This window comes from Streptomyces niveus, assembly GCF_001723055.1.
GTDB classification, from domain to species: domain Bacteria; phylum Actinomycetota; class Actinomycetes; order Streptomycetales; family Streptomycetaceae; genus Streptomyces; species Streptomyces niveus.
This window is the reverse complement of the sequence record NZ_MDCR01000131.1, coordinates 1-18,450: the sequence shown is the minus strand read 5'-3', so window position 1 is coordinate 18,450 and position 18,450 is coordinate 1. Positions and strand designations below refer to the sequence as shown.

The following is an 18,450-nucleotide window of genomic DNA, read 5'->3' as shown; positions in this document are numbered from 1 at the left end:
GGTCCGGGCCCAAGCTCCCAGGCGCCCGCCCCCGCAGAGAGGCGAACCGACCGTGAGGACAGCAGTGACGACGTCCGACCTGGACCGCACAGGCCCCGTCAGCCCCCTCGTCCGGCTCCGCGCGTTGCACGGCGAGCAACGGCTCGCCGCCGAGTACCCGGCGGTGCCCGGACTGCTCGCCGAACTCGCGCAGCAGGACGACGGGTTCGCCCAGTTGTCCCGCGCGGGCAGGCTGCTCGCCAAACTCGTTCCCGAGGACATCGCGGAGCGCCACCCCGGCGTCGTACCCGCGACCGTCGCGGTCACGGGACACGGCACCGTCGACGGGCTGACCGCGCCGCTCACCGCGGAACTCGCCCGCCACGGCATCCCGCTGCGCGTACGCGTCGGTGACCACGACCTGTGGCTGCGCGACCTCCAGGACACCACCAGTGACCTGTACGCCCCCGGCACCGAACTCGCCCTGTGCCTCCTCGACGCGCAGATCGTCTTCGACGAACTGCCGCTGCCCTGGGGGACGGAGGACGTCGCCAGGAGCGTCGCCGGCAGACTCGAACTCCTCGACCAGCTCGCCTCCCGCTACGACGAACACGGCACCGGGACGCTCGTACTCAACACCCTGCCGCTGCTGCCCCAGCACACGCAGCAGCTGGTCGATCACCGCTCCCGCACCGAACTCTCCATCATCTGGCGGGAGTTCAACATCGGTCTGCTGCGGCTCGCCGCCGCGCACCCGCGGCTGCACGTCGTCGACCTGGAGCCGCTGATCGCCGAGAGCGGACCGGTCCGCGACCCGCGGCTCGCCGCCTACGCCAAGGTGTACCTGGGGGAGGAGGTGCTCGCCCGGTACGCGCGCCAGACGGGCCATCTGCTGCGGACGCTGCGCGGCAGGGCCAAGAAGGTCCTCGTCCTGGACCTCGACAACACCCTCTGGGACGGCATCCTCGGCGACGACGGACCCGACGGCATCGCCGCCGCCACCACCTACCGCGGTGAGGTCTTCGGCCGGCTCCAGCGGGTGGCCAAGCAGATCGGCGGTCAGGGCGTACTGCTCGCCGTGTGCAGCAAGAACGACCGGGAGCCGGTGCTGGCCGTGCTCCGCGACCACCCCGACATGACCCTGCGCGAGGCCGATTTCGTCCGGATCGCCGCCAACTGGGAACCCAAGGACGGAAACATCCGGGACATCGCCGAGCAGCTCAACCTCGGCACCGACAGCTTCGTCTTCGCCGACGACTCGCCCTTCGAACGCGGTCTCGTCGCCTCCTCGCTCCCCGAGATCGCCGTGATCGGCCTCGACGAGGAACCGGCGCTGCACATCGACCGGCTGCTCGCCGACGGCTGGTTCGACGTACGGGAACTGACCACCGAGGACCGGGGCCGCGTCGCGCAGTACCGCCAGGAGGCGGAACGGCAGGACCTGCGGCGGTCCACCGGCTCGATGGAGGAGTACCTGCGCGACCTCGGCGTGTCCGTCGAGGTCGCCCCCGTACGCGACCACGAGGTGGCCCGGGTCTCCCAGATCACCCTGCGCACCAACCAGTTCAACCTCACCACCCGCCGGCTCCAGGCGCCCGACGTACGCGAACGGCTCGGCTCGGCGGACCACTTGGTGCTGGCCGTACGCTCCCGCGACCGCTTCGGCGACAACGGGGTCGTCGGCGCCCTCTTCGCGCACCGGGAGGACGACGCCCTGCGCATCGACAACATGCTGCTCAGCTGCCGGGTCTTCGCCCGCGGTATCGAGCAGGCCGCCATGGCCGCGCTGCTGGAGCACGCCGTGGACTCGGGCGCCGCCGAGGTACGCGCGAGCTACCGGCCCACCGCCAAGAACCACAAGATGCGCGCCTTCTATCCGTCGCTCGGCTTCGAGCAGGACACCGAAACGGTGGACGGCACGGTCGAGTTCAGACACCCGCTCACCCGGCTGCCCGAGGTGCCCGGACATGTGACCCTCGACGCGACCATCCGCAGTGGCACCGGATGACGTGCTCCGCGCCACCGGGTGCCGGGAACGCACAAGCGTCTCCTTAGCGCCCCGGACGACGATCGTGATGTCAGAGCAACCCGCGCCGGCGCATGCCAGCGGAACTCGGAGAGGTCGGAGAAAGACGTTGACGAACTTCCGGACCTTCACGGAACTGGTTCTTGAGCGCAGCGAGGCCCGCAAGGACGCGGATGCCTTCGTCTTCCTGCCCGACGATGCCCGCGGCTCGGTGCCGCAGCACCTCACCTCCGCCGCGCTCGACCAGGAGGCACGCCGGATCGCGTCCTGGCTCCAGGACCGCGGCGCCGCGAAGCGCCAGGTACTCCTGCTCTACCCGGCCGGCCTGGACTTCATCAAGGCGTTCACCGCCTGTCTGTACGCCGGTGCCGTGGCCGTGCCCGGACCGCTGCCCGCCGAACAGGGCCAGCACTTCGCCCGTATCTCCGGCATCCTGCGCGACGCCGAGGCGTGCGCCGTGCTCACCGACTCGGCCAACGCTCCCGCGATCTCCGCCTGGCTGGCCGCGGAGGGCTTCACCGACGTGGCGTGCCTGGCCACCGACGATCCCGCCCAGGGCGACGCGGGCGCCTGGCACGCGCCCTCCCTCACTCCGGAGAGCCTGGCCTTCCTCCAGTACACCTCCGGCTCGACCAGCGACCCCAAGGGCGTCGTGGTCTCGCACGGCAACCTGCTCGCCAACGAGGCGGCGATCCAGCGCTCGATCGGCACGAGCGCGGAGAGCGTGTGCGGCGGATGGCTGCCCTTCTACCACGACATGGGTCTGATCGGGCACATCCTCCACCCCATGTACCTCGGGGCCCAGGGCGTCCTGATGGCACCCTTCACCTTCCTCAAGCGGCCCTACCGCTGGCTGAAGATGATCGGCGACTACGGCATGACCACCGGCGGCGGCCCCAACTTCGCGTACGACCTGTGCGTGCGCAGGGTCACCGACGCGCAGCTGGAGACGCTCGACCTGTCCTCCTGGACCACCGCCTGCAACGGCGCGGAGCCGGTCAGGGCCGAGACGGTCCGTGCCTTCACCGAGCGCTTCGCGCCCGCGGGATTCCGCCCCGAAGCCATGTTCCCCTGCTACGGCATGGCCGAGACGACCCTCCTGGTCACCGGCATCCCGCGCGGCGCCGCCGCCCGCGTGCTCGACGTCGACGCCGAGGCGCTGGAGCGCGGCGAACTGGCCGACCCGCGCGGGGACTTCGCCACCCGCTCCCTCGTCAGCAGCGGAATCGCGCGGGACTTCGAGATCCGCGTCGTCGACCCGGAGACCCGTGTCGAGAAGCCCGGCGGACACATCGGCGAGATCTGGCTCAAGGGCGACAGCGTCGCCGCCGGCTACTGGAAGCGGCCCGCGACCAACAAGGAGATATTCGACGCGGAGATCTCCGGCGGCACGGGCGGGCAGGACACCGACGAGCAGAACACCGGCGAGCAGGACACCGGCTGGCTGCGCACCGGCGACCTGGGCGCACTCCACGACGGAGAGCTGTACGTCACCGGCCGGCTCAAGGAGCTGGTCATCATCTCGGGCCGCAACCTCTACCCGCAGGACGTCGAACGCGCCGTCCAGTCGACGGACAAGGCCCTCGGCGCCGGCGCGGGCGCCGTCTTCGCCGTCGAGACCGACCGCGAGCACCTGGTGGCCATCCAGGAGGTCCGCCCCGCCGCCGTCGCCACCGACCTGCACACCGTTGCCTCCAACATCCAGAGCTTCATCGGCAAGGAGTTCAGCATCCCCGCGGGCAACGTCCTGCTGGTACGCCCCGGAACCGTCCGCAAGACCACCAGCGGCAAGATCCAGCGGACCCTGATGCGCAAGCTGTTCCTGGAGGGCGGGATCACCGCGCTGTACGAGGTCCTGGAGCCCGCGGTCCAGGAGCTGATCGCCGCCACCGAGGCCGAGCCCGAGGCCGAGCCCGAAACCGAGGCCGCCGCCACCGACGCCGCCCAGACCCTGGAATCGGTGGTCTGACGTGGAACACCCGCCCTACCGGCTCGCGGAGGAGTTCGACCGTTTCCTCGGTGACCCCGACGACCCCGGCGAGGTCTTCTCCTACGCGCGTTGCGCGGAACTCGACGAGAAGGAGGAGTTCCCCGCCGACATCTGCGACCGCTTCCAGGAGTGGGGCCTGCCCGACGAGTACGTACCGGTCGAGCACGGCGGCAGACTGCACGACTACGAGCAGGTGCTCCAGCTCGTCCGCACCGTCGCCCGCCGCGATCTGACCTGCGCCATCGGACACGGCAAGACCTACCTCGGCGGGGTCTGCGTATGGGTCGCGGGCTCCGCGGAGCAGGGCGCCCGGCTCGGCGCCGACATCATGGCCGGCGTCCCCGTCTCCCTCGGGCTCACCGAACGCGCCCACGGCAGCGACCTGCTGGCCAATGACGTGCGCACCGACGACAAGGCGAGCAAGGCGAACGAGGCGAACAAGGCGGCGAACCCCGACGGCGTGGCGGACCACTGGCTGGTCAGCGGTGAGAAGTGGCTGATCAACAACGCCACCCGGGGGTCGGTGCTGTCGCTGCTGACCCGCACGCATCCGGACGGGGGCCCGCGCGGGTTCAGCGTCCTCCTCGTGGACAAGCGTGAACTCGACGAGGGCACCTACCGCCACCTCCCGAAGATTCCCACCCTCGGCATCCGCGGCGCCGACATCTCGGGCATCGCCTTCGACGGCGCCCGGGTGCCGCGGAGCGCCCTCGTCGGCGCCGAGGGCGCCGGCCTGGAGATCGTGCTGAAGGCGCTCCAGCTCACCCGCACCATGTGCGCGGCACTGTCGCTCGGCGCCGGCGACCACGGACTGCGCCTCGGCCTGGACTTCGCAGAGGAACGCGAGCTGTACGGACGGCGGCTGATCGACATCCCGCAGGCCAGGCACGTGCTGGCCGGCGCCGCCGCCGACGTACTGCTGCACGAGGCGGTCGCCCTGGTCGCCGCCCGCGCCGTACAGACCCAGACCGCGGAACTCAGCGTCACCTCGGCCGTCGTCAAGTACCTGCTGCCCACCGGCACCGACCAGCTCCTCGCCGACCTGACCGGGCTGCTCGGCGCCCGCGCCTTCCTCAAGGACGTCCACGCCAACGGCCGCTTCCAGAAGGTCGAGCGCGACCATCGCATCGTCGGGCTCTTCGACGGCAACACCCTGGTCAACCTCAACTCACTGGTGAACCAGTTCCGCCCACTGGTCCGCGGCTTCAAGCGCGGCACCGGCGACACGGCCGGCGCCGGCGCCGCCTGCGACCTCGCCACGCCGCTGCCGCCCCTGGACCCCTCGAAGCTGTCGCTGGTCGCCCGGCACGGCAGCGGAGTCGTGGCGGGGCTCGCCGCCTCCGTCGAGGAGATCACCCGCAGGGCGGCACGGAACCCCGCGCTCGGCCCGGTGGCGGAGGCCGCGCGGCGGCTGCTCGCCGTCACCACCGAGGTGCACGCCGAGATGGAGACGTACCAAGGCGTACTCGCCGAGGTTCCCGCCGCCGCCTTCGAGGTCGCGCGCCGCTACACCCTGTGCTGGGCGGGAGCGGCCTGCGTCGGCCTGTGGACACGGAGCACCGACCGCCTCGGCGACGACCCCGGCACGGGGGCGCTGTGGCGCGACGGCCTGTGGCTGCGCGCCGCCCTCGACCGGTTGCTGGTCCGCCTCGGCGAACCGGCGGCGAACGGCCGGGAGACGGGCGAGGAGCTGCTGGGCGCCCTGCGGGCCGCCCGCTCATCGGGCCGGCTGTTCTCGTTGCTGCCGCAGCGGGTCCCCGAGCGGCGGCCCGCGACGCCCGCCGCGCCCTCCGGCGAGACTGAGAGGACGTCATGCTGATCGGCACAGAGCCCCAGGACGCGCACCCGGCGACCGGGGCCGTACAGGACGGTGACGGGTCACCGGGCCAGGAGGGGCGGGCCGTTGCCCGCGTGGCCGAACTGGACCGGCGGCTGGGCGACCCCACCGACGAGAGCAACGAACTCTCCTACGGCCGGCTGGTCGAGGCGGACGAGGCCGGTGAACTCCCCGAGGCCGGCGAGCGCGCTCTCGACGAACTGGGGCTCGGCGCCGACTTCGTGCCACGCGCCGAGGGCGGCGGCCTGGAGCGGCTCGACACCCTGGTACGTGTCATGCGGCAGGTGTTCCGCCGCGACGTCGCCCTCGGCCTCGGCTACGGCGTGACCTCCTTCATGGCCGCCGTGAACGTCTGGGCCGCCGGGGACGCCGCGCAGCGCGAACGCCTCGCCCGGATCCTCACCGGCGGCGGCAAGGTCTCGGTCGCGTACCACGAACTCGCGCACGGCAACGACTTCGTCCGCAACGAGTTCGAGGCCCGCCCCGCCGAGGGCGGCGGATACCTGCTGAACGGCGCCAAGCAGGTCATCAACAACGCCGATCGCGCCGACGCCTGGGTGCTGTTCAGCCGTACCAGCCCCGCGCCTGGCAGCCGCAGCCACTCCGTGCACTTCGTCGAGCGCGAGGGGCTCGACACGGACACCTGGCGGGTACTGCCCCGCTACGACGCCGTCGGCGTACGGGGGTGCCATCTGTCCGGACTCCGGTTCGACAACACACCCGTGCCCGCCTCGGCCCTCGTCGGAGAGGCCGGAAAGGGAGTCGAAACCGCCCTGCGCGCCTTCCAGATCACCCGGGCCGCGCTCCCCGGCATGGCCGTCGGCACCGTCGACACCGCGCTGCGGACCGTCGTACGCTTCGCGCTGGGCCGGCGGCTCTACCGCAAGTCCGTCATGGACATCCCGCATGCCAGAGCCACCCTCTCCGGAGCCTTCACCGATCTCCTGACCTGCGACAGCCTCTCCCTGGCCGCGACCCGCTCGGTGCATCTGCTCCCCGAGCAGACCAGCGTCCTCGCCGCCGCCACCAAGTACCTCGTCCCCAAGCTGCTCACCGACGCCATGCGCGAGCTCTCCGTCGTGCTCGGGGCCCGCTTCTACGTCCGTGACGGCGAGTACGGAATCTTCCAGAAGCACATCCGCGACCTGCCGGTGCTCAGCCTCGGCCACGCAGGCTCCGCCGCCTGCCAGGCCACGATCATTCCCCAGCTGTCCCGTCTGGCCCGCCGCTCCTGGTTCAGCGACGAACCGGCCCCCGCGGAACTCTTCCGGCCCCGCGCGGACCTGCCGGACATCCCCTACGACCGGCTCACCCTGGCGAGCGGACGGGACGGGCTCAGCGCCACCCTGGTCGCGGCCGTGGACGGGCTGCCCGGCGCGACACCCGAGGAGCGGGCCGTCCAAGGGCTCGCGCTCCAACTGGTGGACGAGCTGCGGCGGATCCAGGAGGCGAGCCGCGCGCTCGCACCCGAGGACCGTACGGCGCTGGCCGCTCCCGGCACCTTCGCGCTCGCCGACCGGTACGCCGTCCTGCTCGCGGCGGCCTCGGCGATCGGTGTCCGGCAGCAGGCGGCCCGCGACGGCGGCGACGCGTTTCTCGCCGACCCCGCCTGGCTCGCCGCCGCCCTGCACCGGCTCGCCCGGCGGCTCGGCCGGCGGCCCGCCGAACTCCCGGCGTCCGTCGACGCCCGGGTGCACGAGGAAGTACTGCGCAGGTTCCACGCGCGCGGCAGTTACGACCTGTACGACACCCCGCTCACCGGCTGACGGGAACCCGCCCGGCCGCCACCGGACTCCGGCCCGTCCTCCACGCCGGCCGGCCGACTGCGCGACATCACCACAGCAAGCGAACCGCCCATCCCCGCCGAGGAGTCCACCATGCCCGTTCCGACCACCGGACACACCACCGAGTCTCTGACCACGTGGTTGGCCGAGCGCATCGCCCTCTACCTCAAGCGGCAGCCCGACGGGATCGCCCCGGACGTGCCCCTCGCCGAGTACGGCCTCGACTCCGTCGCCGCCCTCAGCCTGTGCGGGGACATCGAGGACGACTTCGACCTCGTGGTGGAGCCGACGGTCGCCTGGGACTACCCGACGGTCCAGGCGCTCGCCGGCCACCTCATGGACGAGCTCGCCGCGGCCGCCGCGAAGGGCGGCGGCGCTTGATGGAGCCCGTAGCCATCGTCGGCATCGACTGCAGATTCCCGGGCGCCCCCGACACCGGCGCCTACTGGGACCTGATGATGCGCGGCGCAGACGGGGTGGGGGAGGTGCCCCGGCAGCGCTGGGACGCCAAGGAGTTCCACTCCGAAGCCGGGGAAGAAGGACACTCCAACACCACCCAGGGCGGCTTCATCGCCGACCCCGACGCCTTCGACGACGAGTTCTTCACCATCTCGCCGCGCGAAGCCGCCGCCATGGACCCCCAGCAGCGGCTGCTGCTGCAGTCCGCGTGGCGGGCGGTCGAGGACGCGGGGATCGCACCGCGGAACCTCGCCGGCACCTCGACCGGGGTCTTCGTCGGCATCATGGGCAACGAGTGGGCCCAACTGCACCTCACCGACTACGCGAACGTCACCGCTCAGCTCGGCTCCGGCAACGGCTACTGCATGACCGCCAACCGGATCTCGTACCACCTCGACCTCAAGGGCCCCAGCCTCGCCGTCGACACCGCCTGCTCCTCCTCGCTGGTCGCCGCGCATCTCGCGGTGAACGCCCTGCTGTCCGAGGAGTGCGACCACGCAATCGTCGGCGGCGTCAACGTGGCCCTCACCCCGGCCCTTTCGATCTTCTACACCCAGGCCGGGCTCTCCGCCCCAGACGGGCGCTGCAAGCCCTTCAGCGCGGAGGCCGACGGCATCGGCCGCGGCGAGGGCGTCGGCGTGATCGTGCTGCGCAGGCTGCGGGACGCGATCGCCGACGGCCAGCGCGTGTACGCCGTCATCCGGGGCATCGCCGTCAACCAGGACGGCCGCAGCAACGGGCTGACCGCTCCCAACCGCTGGGCCCAGCAGGACGTGCTCGGCGCCGCGTACCGCAGGGCCGGGGTCGAGCCCTCCGACGTGGTCTTCACCGAGGCCCACGGCACCGGCACCGGTCTCGGCGACATGATGGAGGTCAAGGCGCTCGGCCACCACCACGCCGACCGCGGCGGCAAGCCCATGGCACTCGGCTCGGTCAAGGGCAACCTCGGTCACACCGAGGGCGCCGCCGGTATCGCGGGGCTGATCAAGGTCGCCCTGTCCCTGCACCACCGGGTGGTCCCCGCGAGCCGCTTCGCGGCCAAGGAGAACAAGCAGCTCAAACTGCGCGACCACGGGCTCCGGTTGCTCAAGGCACCGCTGAGACTGCCCGCCGGCCCCACCGTCGCCGGGCTCAGCAGCTTCGGCATGGGCGGCACCAACGCCCACGCCGTACTGGAGTCCGCGCCGGGCCACGCCGCCCGCCCCGAACCCGTGAACGGCGCCGCGCCCGGCGGTGTCGGTGCCGCCGTCTTCACTCTCACCGCTCCGAACGCCGAGGCGCTGCGCCGCAACCTGCTGGCCCAGGCGGACGCGGCGGCGGCCCGCCGCGTACCGCTGGGCCCGCTGGCCCGTTCGAGCAACCGGGTCAAGGCCGGCCACCGCCACCGCTTCGCGACCGCCGCCACCGACACCGGTGAACTCGTCGCCAGACTGCGCGAGTCGGCCGCCGCACCCGAGCTGCTCGACCGGCTCTCCGGCCGGCCGGCCGGGCGGCCCCGCGTCGCGTTCCTGTTCACCGGGCAGGGCTCGCAGTACCCGCGTATGACCGCCGGACTGTACGAACAGTCCCCGCTGTACCGCCACTTCCTCGACGAGGCCGACGCCGCACTGCTGCCGCACACGGGGCGGTCCGTGCGCGACCTGGTCCTCGCCGACGACGCGGCGGTCCACAGCACCCGCTGGACGCAGCCCGCACTGTTCGCGGTCGGCTACGCCCTCGGCCGGACCCTGATGGCACTCGGCGCGCACCCCGGCATGCTCCTCGGCCACAGCGTCGGCGAGTTCGCCGCCGCCGTCCTGGCCCGTGCCCTCCCGCTGGACGGCGCCGCCCGGCTGGTCGCCGCCCGCGGCGCCCTGATGCAGGAACTCCCCCCGGGCGGCGGCATGCTGTCCGTCAAGGCGTCCCGGGAAGATGTCCGGCAGTGGACCGAGCAGGAACCCCTGGTCGGCCTGGGAGCGGTCAACGGCCCCGCCTCCACCGTGCTCTCCGGTGACCTGGAGGCCCTGGAAAGGATCGGCGCCAAGCTCGCCGCCGAGGGGCTCACCACCCGCGAACTCCAGGTCTCGCACGCCTTCCACTCACCGCTGATGCGGCCCGTACTGGACCGCTTCGCGAAGATCGCCGCCGAGGTCGGCGGGGGAGTGCCGGAGATCCCGGTGTACTCGACCGTACGCGGCCGGGTCCTCGACGGCGAGGCGCTGGACGCCTCCTACTGGGTCGAACACATCAGCGCCACCGTGCTGTTCGGTGACGCCGCCGCCGCACTGCTCGCCGAGGGCCCGACCCACCTGGTGGAGATCGGTCCCCGGCCGGTGCTCTCCGGGATGGTCCGCCGCCTCGACCAGCCCGCCGCGGGCGCGGGCCCGGCACATGTCCTGCCGGTGCACGGCCCCGAGTCCGCCGGCCCGGCCCTCGCCGAAGCCCTCGCCGAGCTGTACCGGGGCGGCGTCGAGCCCGACTGGGACGCCGTGTACGCGCCCGAGGACAGGGTCGCGCACCCGCTGCCGCCGTACAGCTTCTCGACGGAACACCGTTACTGGGCGAGGAATCCGGTACGAGCACCGGGCACGGCCGCCGTGGCGACGGCCCCGGCGCCCGCGGCGCACCCGGAGCCGGGGACCGGCCCCGCGTCCGTCCTCACCCTGGACCGGCCCGGCGGCCCGGCGGACCCGGTCGCCGACGCCGTTCTCGGCGCCGTCCGGCTGGTCGGCGGCTACACCGACATCGGCCCGCACGACCGGCTCTACGAGGATCTCGGCTTCGACTCCGTCATGATCATGGAACTCAAGAACCGGCTGGAGGCCCGGCTCGCGGGCATCGGCACCCTGACCGTCCAAGACCTGCTGCCCCGGCTCTCCTCCGTCGGCGACCTCGTCGCCTTCCTGCGTGAACTCGGCGCGACGGTAACCGGTCCCGTGAACTTCGGCACCGAGGAGAACCGGGCGCTCATGGAAGAAGAGAGGACAGCATGACCACTGCGACGACACGGACGACGCCGACGAGCTATCTCGCCTCCGTCGGCACGGCACTGCCCGGCGACCCGGTGGACAACGCCACCCTCTCCAAGGTGCTCGGCATCAACGAGGAGTGGATCGAGGTCTTCATCGGCACCAGGACGCGGTACTTCGCCCGCGACCTCGGCACCGGCGTGGTGCGCTGGTCGCTCGCCGACCTGTGCGCGCAGGCCGCCGAGCGGGCACTCGCCGCCCCCGGCGTCGACCCGTCCGAGATCGAGTTCATCGTCCTCGGCACGGCCACCCCGGACACCCTGATGCCCGCCACCGTCAACCATGTCGCCGACCAGCTCGGACTGGACCAGATCCCCACCTTCCAGCTCCAGTCCGGTTGCGCCGGCGCCGTACAGGCCTTCGGCGTCGCCCAGTCGATGATCGCCTCCGGCCAGTACCGCACCGGTCTCGTCATCGGCGGCGACGTGTGCAGCAAACACCTCGACCTCCAGCGCGACGTGTCCGGCGCCGCCCCCGGCGACCTCGTCAACTACGTCCTGTTCGGCGACGGAGCCGGCGCGGCGGTCCTCACCGACGAGCCGCGCGGACAGGGCGTCGCGCTGCGCCACGTACTCAACCGCTTCACCGGGCTGGGCCGCGCGCCCGGCCAGGTCATCGAGTGGTTCGGGCTCGCCGACCGGTACGACGACCGGCAGGCCCTCATCGAGGACTACAAGGCCATCGAGGAGTCCGTGCCCGTGATGGCGGTCGAGATCCTCTGGGAGATGCTCGGGGAACTCGACTGGGAGGCCGACCAGCTCGACTATCTGCTGCCGCCCCAGCTGTCCGGCCGGATGACCCGCCGCATCACCGAGGAACTCGACGTACCGACCGCGACGGACATCTCGTGCGTCGCGGACACCGGCAACAACGGAAACGCCCTGCCCTTCCTGCAGATCGAGAAGTTGCTGGAGCGGATGTCGGGCGGCGAGCGGGCCCTCGCGGTCGCCGTCGAGTCCAGCAAATGGATCAAGGCCGGCTTCGCACTGGAGAAGATGTGAGCATCGACAGCACCGCCCCCGCGCCCGTTCCCGCCCCGGACGGCTTCACGCTCGACGACTACGTCCGGCTCGTCAACGACGAGATCGGGATGCCGCTCGCGCCCGAGCAGGTGGCCGCCGACTTCGACGAACTCCCCGAATGGGACTCGCTGTACCTCCTCAAGCTTGTGACAGCCCTGGAACCCGCCATCGGCCACAAGGTCCCGGTCGGCAAGGTCCTGGTGGCCCGCAGCCTCAAGGAGATCTACGAGCTGGCGGTGTCCGGGTGAGCACGACCGTCGTGCGCCGCCGCCGCCACACCCTGTACTTCCTGGAGTGGGCGGCGGCTCAGCGGCCCGTGCACCTGGACACCGACGTCGACATGACTCGGATCCAGGCGCACCGCGCCGCCGCCCGCGACAACGGCCGGCGCTACTCGGTCGTCAGCTATCTGCTGTACGCCGCCGGGCGCGCCCTCGACCGTCACCCGGAGGCCAACGCCGTCATGGCCCCCGGCTGGCCCGGACCGCTGCGACGCCCGAGGATCGTCCGCTTCGACGGTGTCACCGCCAAACTCGCCCTGGACCGGCCCGTCGAGGGCGAGCGCACCGTGCTCTCGGCCCTCGTTCCCGGCCTGGAGAGCGCGAACCTGCGTGAGATCCAGGAACGCGTCGACCGCTACCACGGCGAACAGGCCGCCGAACTCCCCGAGTTCAAGGGCGTACGGATGCTCGGCCGGCTTCCGGTCCCGCTCGGCAGAGCCGCCTTCGCCGCGGCGCTGCGCGATCCGCGCAGACGCGCCGGAGTGTTCGGTACCGTCTCGGTCAGCTCGCTCGGCCACCGCGAGGTCGACGGGTTCCACTCGGCGGGCGGCACCGCCGTGACGCTCTGCGCGGGCCGCGTCGTGGACCGCGCGGTGGTCCGCGACGGCGTCGTGGTGCCCGCGCCGATGATGCGGCTCGGCCTCACCTTCGACCACCGGGTGATCGACGGCGCGACCGCGGCCGACGTGCTGTCCGATCTCCACCACACGATGGAGACCTTCGATGACGGCACCTGGGCGCCCGACCCGGGGCCCGACCCTCGGGGCGCCGATCGTGATCCCCGGCCCCTCGGCGGACTGGAGCCAAGTACGCACTGAACTGGACCGGCACGGGGCCGCGGTGCTCTGCGCCCGCCAGGACGACGTGCGACAGGAAGAGGGGGGCGCGCGGCTGCGCGCGCTCCTGGGCCACGACTGGGAGCGCTACCAGGAGCTGACGCACCGCCGGATCCGTACCCGGTTCGCCGCCTCCCGCGTCCTGCTGAAGTCCGCCGCCGCGGCCGCGCTCGGCGTACGGCCCGAAGCGGTCGAACTCGGCTACGGCCTGGGCGGCCGGCCCTGTCTGCGCGGCTACGACGGTCTGCACATCAGCCTCAGCCACACCGACGACCTGCTGGTGGTCGGCCTGGCCACCGACGGCGCCATCGGCGTCGACGCCGAGCGCGGCGACCGCGTCCTGTACGGAACCGGTCTCGTCCGGCACATGTGCACCCCGTACGAGGCGGAGCGCATCGAGGCCATGCCGGTCGCGGAGCGCAACCCGGCCATGCTCCGCCTGTGGACCCTGAAAGAGGCCTACAGCAAGGCCGTCGGTCTCGGCATGCTGCTCGGCTTCACCGACTTCGGCTTCACCCCGGACCGGCCGCCCACGGACGTGCTGGGCCCCGACGGCACCCCCGGAACGGTCGGCGCGTGGGGCTTCCACACCTTGTCGTACGCCGGCCGCTACACCCTCGGCGTCGCCGTCGGCGACGACGGCTTCGGACGCACGACCGACCTGGCGGCGGCCACGGCACTGGACCCCGGCATCGTCGACGCCGTGCTGGCGGCACAGGGCGAGTAGGAGCGGAATCGCTCGCCCGGTGCCGGGGTCGGACCCCTCCCGGCACCGGGGAGATCTCACGCCGCCCGCCGGGCCGGCCGTGACGGGAGGAAGAGCCAGACACCGGGGCGGACTTCGAGCGGGATCGAGGACGCACCGGCCGGCCGGCCCGACGCGAGCGCGATACGCAGGGCGGACCCCGTGCGCGACGCGTACTCGGTCCAGCGGCGGTCGCCGGCGGCGCGCGCGGCGCTCTCGCACTCCTTCATACGGGCCAGCGCCTCCTCGTGGCGGCCCTCGCGCTGCGCCACCAGGGCCAGCCCGCGCAGCGACTCGGCCGAGCCACGCGCGTCGTCGACCAGCCTGCTCACCGACAGGGCGCGCGCGTAGCCGTGTCCCGCCCGCGCGATCTGCCCCATGGCCAGGAGCGCGTCCGCCTCGGCGGACAGACAGCGACCCGCCGCCACCCGGTCACCCTGGCGAGTGAACAGCTGCCGGGCGAGGCGGTACCGGTCGCTCGCCAGTGAGGTCTGGTGGCGCTGCCAGGCCAGGTCGCCGAGGGAGCGCTGGATCACCGCCTCCGCCTTGGCGTCACCCGACCGGCGGGCCGCGTCCAGCGCGAGATCGTGCGTCGTCTGCCACTCGTCCCACAGCGCGCTCGCCTCGTAGTAGCCGGCCGTGGCCGACGCCAGGGAGCAGCACAGACTCCACAACCCGGCCGCGTGCGCCTGCCGCACGGCTTCCGACAGGCTCGCGGCCTCCTCCTGGAACCACCGCAGCGGCGCGTTGCCGACCACCTCGCCGGGGGAGATCGCCGACGGCGGCTCTGCCTCGTACGTGAGCCGTTCTCTGCCGGGCGCCAGTAGCGCGTCCGCGTGCCTGGCCAGGGTGAGGAAGGCACGGCACAGCCGTTCCACGGCCGCGGGGCCTTCCTGCGGGGACTCCTCGGCGAGCGCCTCAAGGGCCAGGGGGCGCAGCAGCGAGTGGAAGCTGTAGCGCACGGGCGCCAGCCGCCCCGGCTGCCGCCGTGCCTCCAGCAGATGAGCCTGCACCAGCTGTTCGGTGATCCGCTCGGCCTCCACCGGGTCCACGGCGAGCAGAGCGGTCCCGGTGGCGGGGGCGAAGTCGGGCAGAGCGGCCAGCGCGAGGATACGGAAGGCGCGCCTCGCCTTCTCGTCCACGTCGCGGTACGCGGTCAGCAGCGTGCCGCGTACGTCGAGATCGCCCAGCGCGAGCGCGGCCAGCCGGGTCCGCTCGTCGCGCAGCCGGCGGGCGAGTCCGGCGACGGTCCAGTGCGGACGGGCCGCGAGTCCGGCCGCCGCCACCCGAAGGGCCAGCGGCAGCCGGCCGCAGAGCTGGGCGATCTCTCCCGCCGCCTCCGGATCGTCCCGCATCCGCGGGCCGCCGCACGCCATGAGCAGCGCCTCGGCCTCACGTGTGGAGAGCACGTCGAGGGTCAGGTGCCGGGCGCTCTCCAGTGCGCCGAGGACCTGACGGCTCGTCAGGATCACCGTGCTTCCGGGCACGGCCGACAGCACCGGCCGCACCTGCGCCTCCGAGACGGCATCGTCCAGGATGATGAGCACCTCGCGGCCCTCGGTGCGTTCGTGCAGCAGCTCCGCGAGTTCCGTCTTGGACGACGGCAGCGGTTCCGGGCCCGAGTCCGACCCCGTCGCCCGCGGTCCGCGCAGTCGCCGCAGCAGGGTCGCCATGGCGGTCCGCGGTTCGACGGCACGCCCGTCGGCGTCCCGCAGCGTCACCATGACTCGTCCGTCGGGGAACCGGCCGGCGGCGTCGTGGGCGAGCCGCACGGCCAGCGCCGTCTTTCCGGCTCCCGCCCGGCCCGACAGCACGAGGACCCTGTTCCGGCCGGGCAGCTCGCCCGCCAGCAGCCGCTCGCCGACGGCCAGTTGGTCCTCGCGTCCGGTGAAGTCCGCCGCGGCGGGCGGCAGCCACACCGTGGGCCTGGTGTTCCGGCCGTACCCCGCGGACCCGTTGCCGGACCCGTTGCCCGACGCGCCGGCCGGGCGGTCGCCGGATCCGCCGACGGGAACGAGACGGAGCGGGGGCTCACCGTGCCGCGCCAGCGAGGGGTCGGAGGCGAGGACACGTTCGTGGAGTCTGGTCAGCACCGGACCGGGCTCCACCGCCAGTTCGTCGGCCAGCGAGCGCCGGGCGCGCTGGTAGGCCTGGAGGGCGTCGGACTGCCTGCCGGACCGGTAGAGCGCCACCATCAGATGGCAGTGCAGCGTCTCGCGCAGCGGATGTTCGTGTGCCAGGCCCATCAGCTCGCCGACCAGTTCCTGGTGCAGTCCGAGCCGCAGATCGGCGGAGATCCGCTGTTCCAGCACCTCCGCGCGCAGTTCGTTCAGCCGGATCGCGGAGGTCTCCAGCGAGGGTCCGTGCGGTAGGCCCGAGAGCGCGGGCCCTGTCCACAGCCCGAGCGCGCGGCTCAGCGCCCGCGAGGCCGCCTCGTACTCGCGCCGGCCGTACGCGGCCCGGCCCTCGGCCCGCAGCGACTCGAAGACGGTCAGGTCCAGTTCCTCCGGGGCGAGCTGCATCAGATAGCCGGGGGGCCGGGTCAGCAGGGGCTGCGCCGTGCCCGTCACGTCCGCGGCCTCGCCGGTGTCCGCCAACAGGGCCTTGCGCAGTTGGGACACGTACACCTGGAGGGTGGTGGTGGCCGTACGCGGTGGCTCCGCACCCCAGAGTTCGTCGATCAGGGTATGGGTCGACACCACGGTGTTGCTCTGTACCAACAGGGTGGCGAGGACCGCGCGCGGCTTGGCCGCGGACGGCGTCTGAGGCGTCATACGTACGGGGCCGAGTACTCGGTATCTCATCACGGGGCTCAGCAGTCCTGCAGCACGGACGCGGAGACCCGCGCCACGACCCGGCTGCCCTGGAGGAACGACAGCCGCAGTTCCACCACCGGCCGGCCCGCCGCGTCCCGGCGCACCCGCCCGTCCGCGCCGATCACCCGCTCCCGCACCGTGCAGTGCAGCGGCAGTCCGGGCTCGGCGAAGCCGCGGAACGAGGCCTGCCAGTGGGACAGCACGGCGTGCGAGGGAACGAAGCCGCGCAGTTCGGCGGCGGCGAGCAGCCCCACCTGGCGCGACACCTCCAGGAACAGCATCGGCGGCACGTCGTCCGGTGCGTCGGCCTCGAAGCGCAACTCGGCGGCGGCACCGGCGTCGATGGGGAACGTCAGTTCGTCATGGTCCGCCGTTCCGGTGTGCTCGGGCAGCCCGGCCAGGACGTTACGGCTGTCCCGGTGACCCACCTGTTCGGGCAGCGGCCTGCCCGGGGACAGCGGATCCCAGTGCCCGGCCGCCAGGGACTCCTCGCTCTGCCGCCGCCCGAGTTCGCGGTGGCCGCGGTAGACGCCCTGGGCGAGGAAGGCCAGCCGGGCCGAGGCGACGCCGCAGCGCCGGCCGTCGATGGAGACGGCGGCCTCGCACTCCAGGCCGTGCGGGACGCCGCCCACGATGTCGAGGGGTGTCACCCCGAGTTCCAGAGCGATCCCGGCCTGTCTCCCCTCGCGGCGCCAAGCGTCCAGATCGGTGATCTCGGCGCTGCCGGAGGCCACGACGGGGTGCCAGCTCGACGGCACTCTGAAGTATCTGCGTGCCGCGAACAGCATGGTCTGGCGCAGTGACTCCACAGGGAACAGCAGATCGTGGTAGCTCGATGCGGAGTCGCGGAACAGCCCGTGTTCTTCGGGGAGTTCGGCGGAGAAAGCGAAGTTCTGCCGGGTCGGGGCGGTCGCCTTCAGCAGAAAGGCCTCGGGGCTGGCCGGTCTGTGGACCAGATGGTGCGTGCCGAGGAAGGAGGGGGAGGGGGAGGGTGCGGTAAAGGTGTCCATGGGTTTGGGATTCCTTTGCTGCGGTGTCCGGCGGCTCCGCGGAAACGCTCGCGGGGGGATGTGCGTCTGACGGTGTGCACGTTGCCCGACTCCACTGAAGGACGGGGGAAGCCGCACTGAAGCACGTTGCCGGCGTCCCCGAACCCTGTGCTCTTAGCCCGCTTTGACCGGTTCTCCCTCGACGATCGGATGGTCCCGGGCCAGTGGTTCCGCCCCGCTCGCACCACCGGGCGCTCCGGTCGCGGCGAAGACCTCCCGTTCGGCGGCGGGATAGCCGGACCACTCGTCGGGCAGGGCGTCCTCGTAGAAGATCGCCTCGACCGGGCAGACGGGCTCGCAGGCGCCGCAGTCCACGCATTCGTCGGGGTTGATGTACATCTTGCGGGGACCCTCGTAGATGCAGTCGACAGGGCACTCCTCGACGCAGGCCTTGTCCTTGAGATCCACGCAGGGCTGGGCGATGACGTACGTCATGAAGTCTCCACTGTCCAGGTGTCGTTGCCGGCGAGGAGTTGTGAGAGGTCGCCCTTGCCGTGCTGTTCGACGGCGGTGTCGAGTTGTTCGTTCATGAGGGTGTCGTAGACGGGTCGCCGGACGCTGCGCAGGACGCCGATGGGTGTGTGGTGGAGGGTGTCGGGGTCGGCGAGGCGTGAGAGT

Annotated in this window: 13 protein-coding genes and 1 pseudogene; 10 read left to right on the top strand and 4 right to left on the bottom strand. The window is 72.4% G+C overall.

Going from position 1 to position 18,450, the window contains the following annotated elements; all coding sequences use genetic code 11:
* Positions 1 to 52: 52 nt before the first annotated feature.
* The 10 genes from BHU15_RS16755 to BHU15_RS16710 all read left to right on the top strand — a co-directional run bounded on the left by BHU15_RS16755 (position 53) and on the right by BHU15_RS16710 (position 13,949).
* On the top strand, positions 53 to 1,987 hold the full coding sequence (locus tag BHU15_RS16755) for an HAD-IIIC family phosphatase (protein WP_069627924.1): 1,935 nt from the start codon (positions 53 to 55) through the stop codon (positions 1,985 to 1,987).
* Between the two features lie 127 nt (positions 1,988 to 2,114).
* Positions 2,115 to 3,974, top strand: coding sequence for a fatty acyl-AMP ligase (locus BHU15_RS16750; protein WP_069627923.1), 1,860 nt, complete (start codon positions 2,115 to 2,117; stop codon positions 3,972 to 3,974).
* A gap of 1 nt (position 3,975) precedes the next feature.
* Positions 3,976 to 5,814, top strand: a complete 1,839-nt coding sequence (locus BHU15_RS16745; RefSeq protein WP_069627922.1) for an acyl-CoA dehydrogenase family protein — start codon at positions 3,976 to 3,978, stop codon at positions 5,812 to 5,814.
* Positions 5,808 to 7,598, top strand: coding sequence for an acyl-CoA dehydrogenase family protein (locus BHU15_RS16740; RefSeq protein WP_069627921.1), 1,791 nt, complete (start codon positions 5,808 to 5,810; stop codon positions 7,596 to 7,598). The genes BHU15_RS16745 and BHU15_RS16740 overlap by 7 nt, the downstream gene beginning before the upstream one ends.
* 111 nt (positions 7,599 to 7,709) lie before the next feature.
* Entirely contained in the window at positions 7,710 to 7,997 is a 288-nt protein-coding gene (locus BHU15_RS16735) for an acyl carrier protein (protein WP_023542136.1), read from the top strand.
* Positions 7,997 to 11,047: a type I polyketide synthase gene (locus tag BHU15_RS16730; RefSeq protein WP_079128185.1), complete on the top strand. Its 3,051-nt coding sequence runs from the start codon at positions 7,997 to 7,999 to the stop codon at positions 11,045 to 11,047. Before BHU15_RS16735 ends, BHU15_RS16730 begins: the two co-directional genes overlap by 1 nt.
* Entirely contained in the window at positions 11,044 to 12,084 is a 1,041-nt protein-coding gene (locus BHU15_RS16725) for a 3-oxoacyl-ACP synthase III family protein (RefSeq protein ID WP_069627920.1), read from the top strand. Before BHU15_RS16730 ends, BHU15_RS16725 begins: the two co-directional genes overlap by 4 nt.
* Positions 12,081 to 12,353 (top strand): hypothetical protein, encoded by a 273-nt coding sequence (locus BHU15_RS40855; protein ID WP_023542139.1) that lies wholly within the window; start codon positions 12,081 to 12,083, stop codon positions 12,351 to 12,353. Before BHU15_RS16725 ends, BHU15_RS40855 begins: the two co-directional genes overlap by 4 nt.
* On the top strand, positions 12,350 to 13,204 hold the full coding sequence (locus tag BHU15_RS16715) for a 2-oxo acid dehydrogenase subunit E2 (RefSeq protein ID WP_069627919.1): 855 nt from the start codon (positions 12,350 to 12,352) through the stop codon (positions 13,202 to 13,204). The genes BHU15_RS40855 and BHU15_RS16715 overlap by 4 nt, the downstream gene beginning before the upstream one ends.
* On the top strand, positions 13,110 to 13,949 hold the full coding sequence (locus BHU15_RS16710; protein ID WP_079128183.1) for a 4'-phosphopantetheinyl transferase family protein: 840 nt from the start codon (positions 13,110 to 13,112) through the stop codon (positions 13,947 to 13,949). The genes BHU15_RS16715 and BHU15_RS16710 overlap by 95 nt, the downstream gene beginning before the upstream one ends.
* 56 nt (positions 13,950 to 14,005) lie before the next feature.
* On the opposite strand, the gene BHU15_RS16705 is transcribed toward BHU15_RS16710, so the two are convergent.
* The 4 genes and pseudogenes from BHU15_RS16705 to BHU15_RS16690 form a co-directional block, all read right to left on the bottom strand.
* Complete coding sequence (locus BHU15_RS16705; RefSeq protein ID WP_069627918.1) at positions 14,006 to 16,771, bottom strand: AfsR/SARP family transcriptional regulator; 2,766 nt, start codon at positions 16,769 to 16,771, stop codon at positions 14,006 to 14,008.
* Positions 16,772 to 16,779: 8 nt separating this feature from the next.
* Positions 16,780 to 17,793 (bottom strand): AfsA-related hotdog domain-containing protein, encoded by a 1,014-nt coding sequence (locus BHU15_RS16700; protein ID WP_069627917.1) that lies wholly within the window; start codon positions 17,791 to 17,793, stop codon positions 16,780 to 16,782.
* Between the two features lie 153 nt (positions 17,794 to 17,946).
* Positions 17,947 to 18,267, bottom strand: coding sequence for a ferredoxin (gene fdxA / locus BHU15_RS16695; RefSeq protein WP_069627916.1), 321 nt, complete (start codon positions 18,265 to 18,267; stop codon positions 17,947 to 17,949).
* Positions 18,264 to 18,450 (bottom strand): annotated as a pseudogene (locus tag BHU15_RS16690) (2-oxoacid:ferredoxin oxidoreductase subunit beta); the annotation flags it as partial. The gene fdxA and the pseudogene BHU15_RS16690, both read right to left, overlap by 4 nt.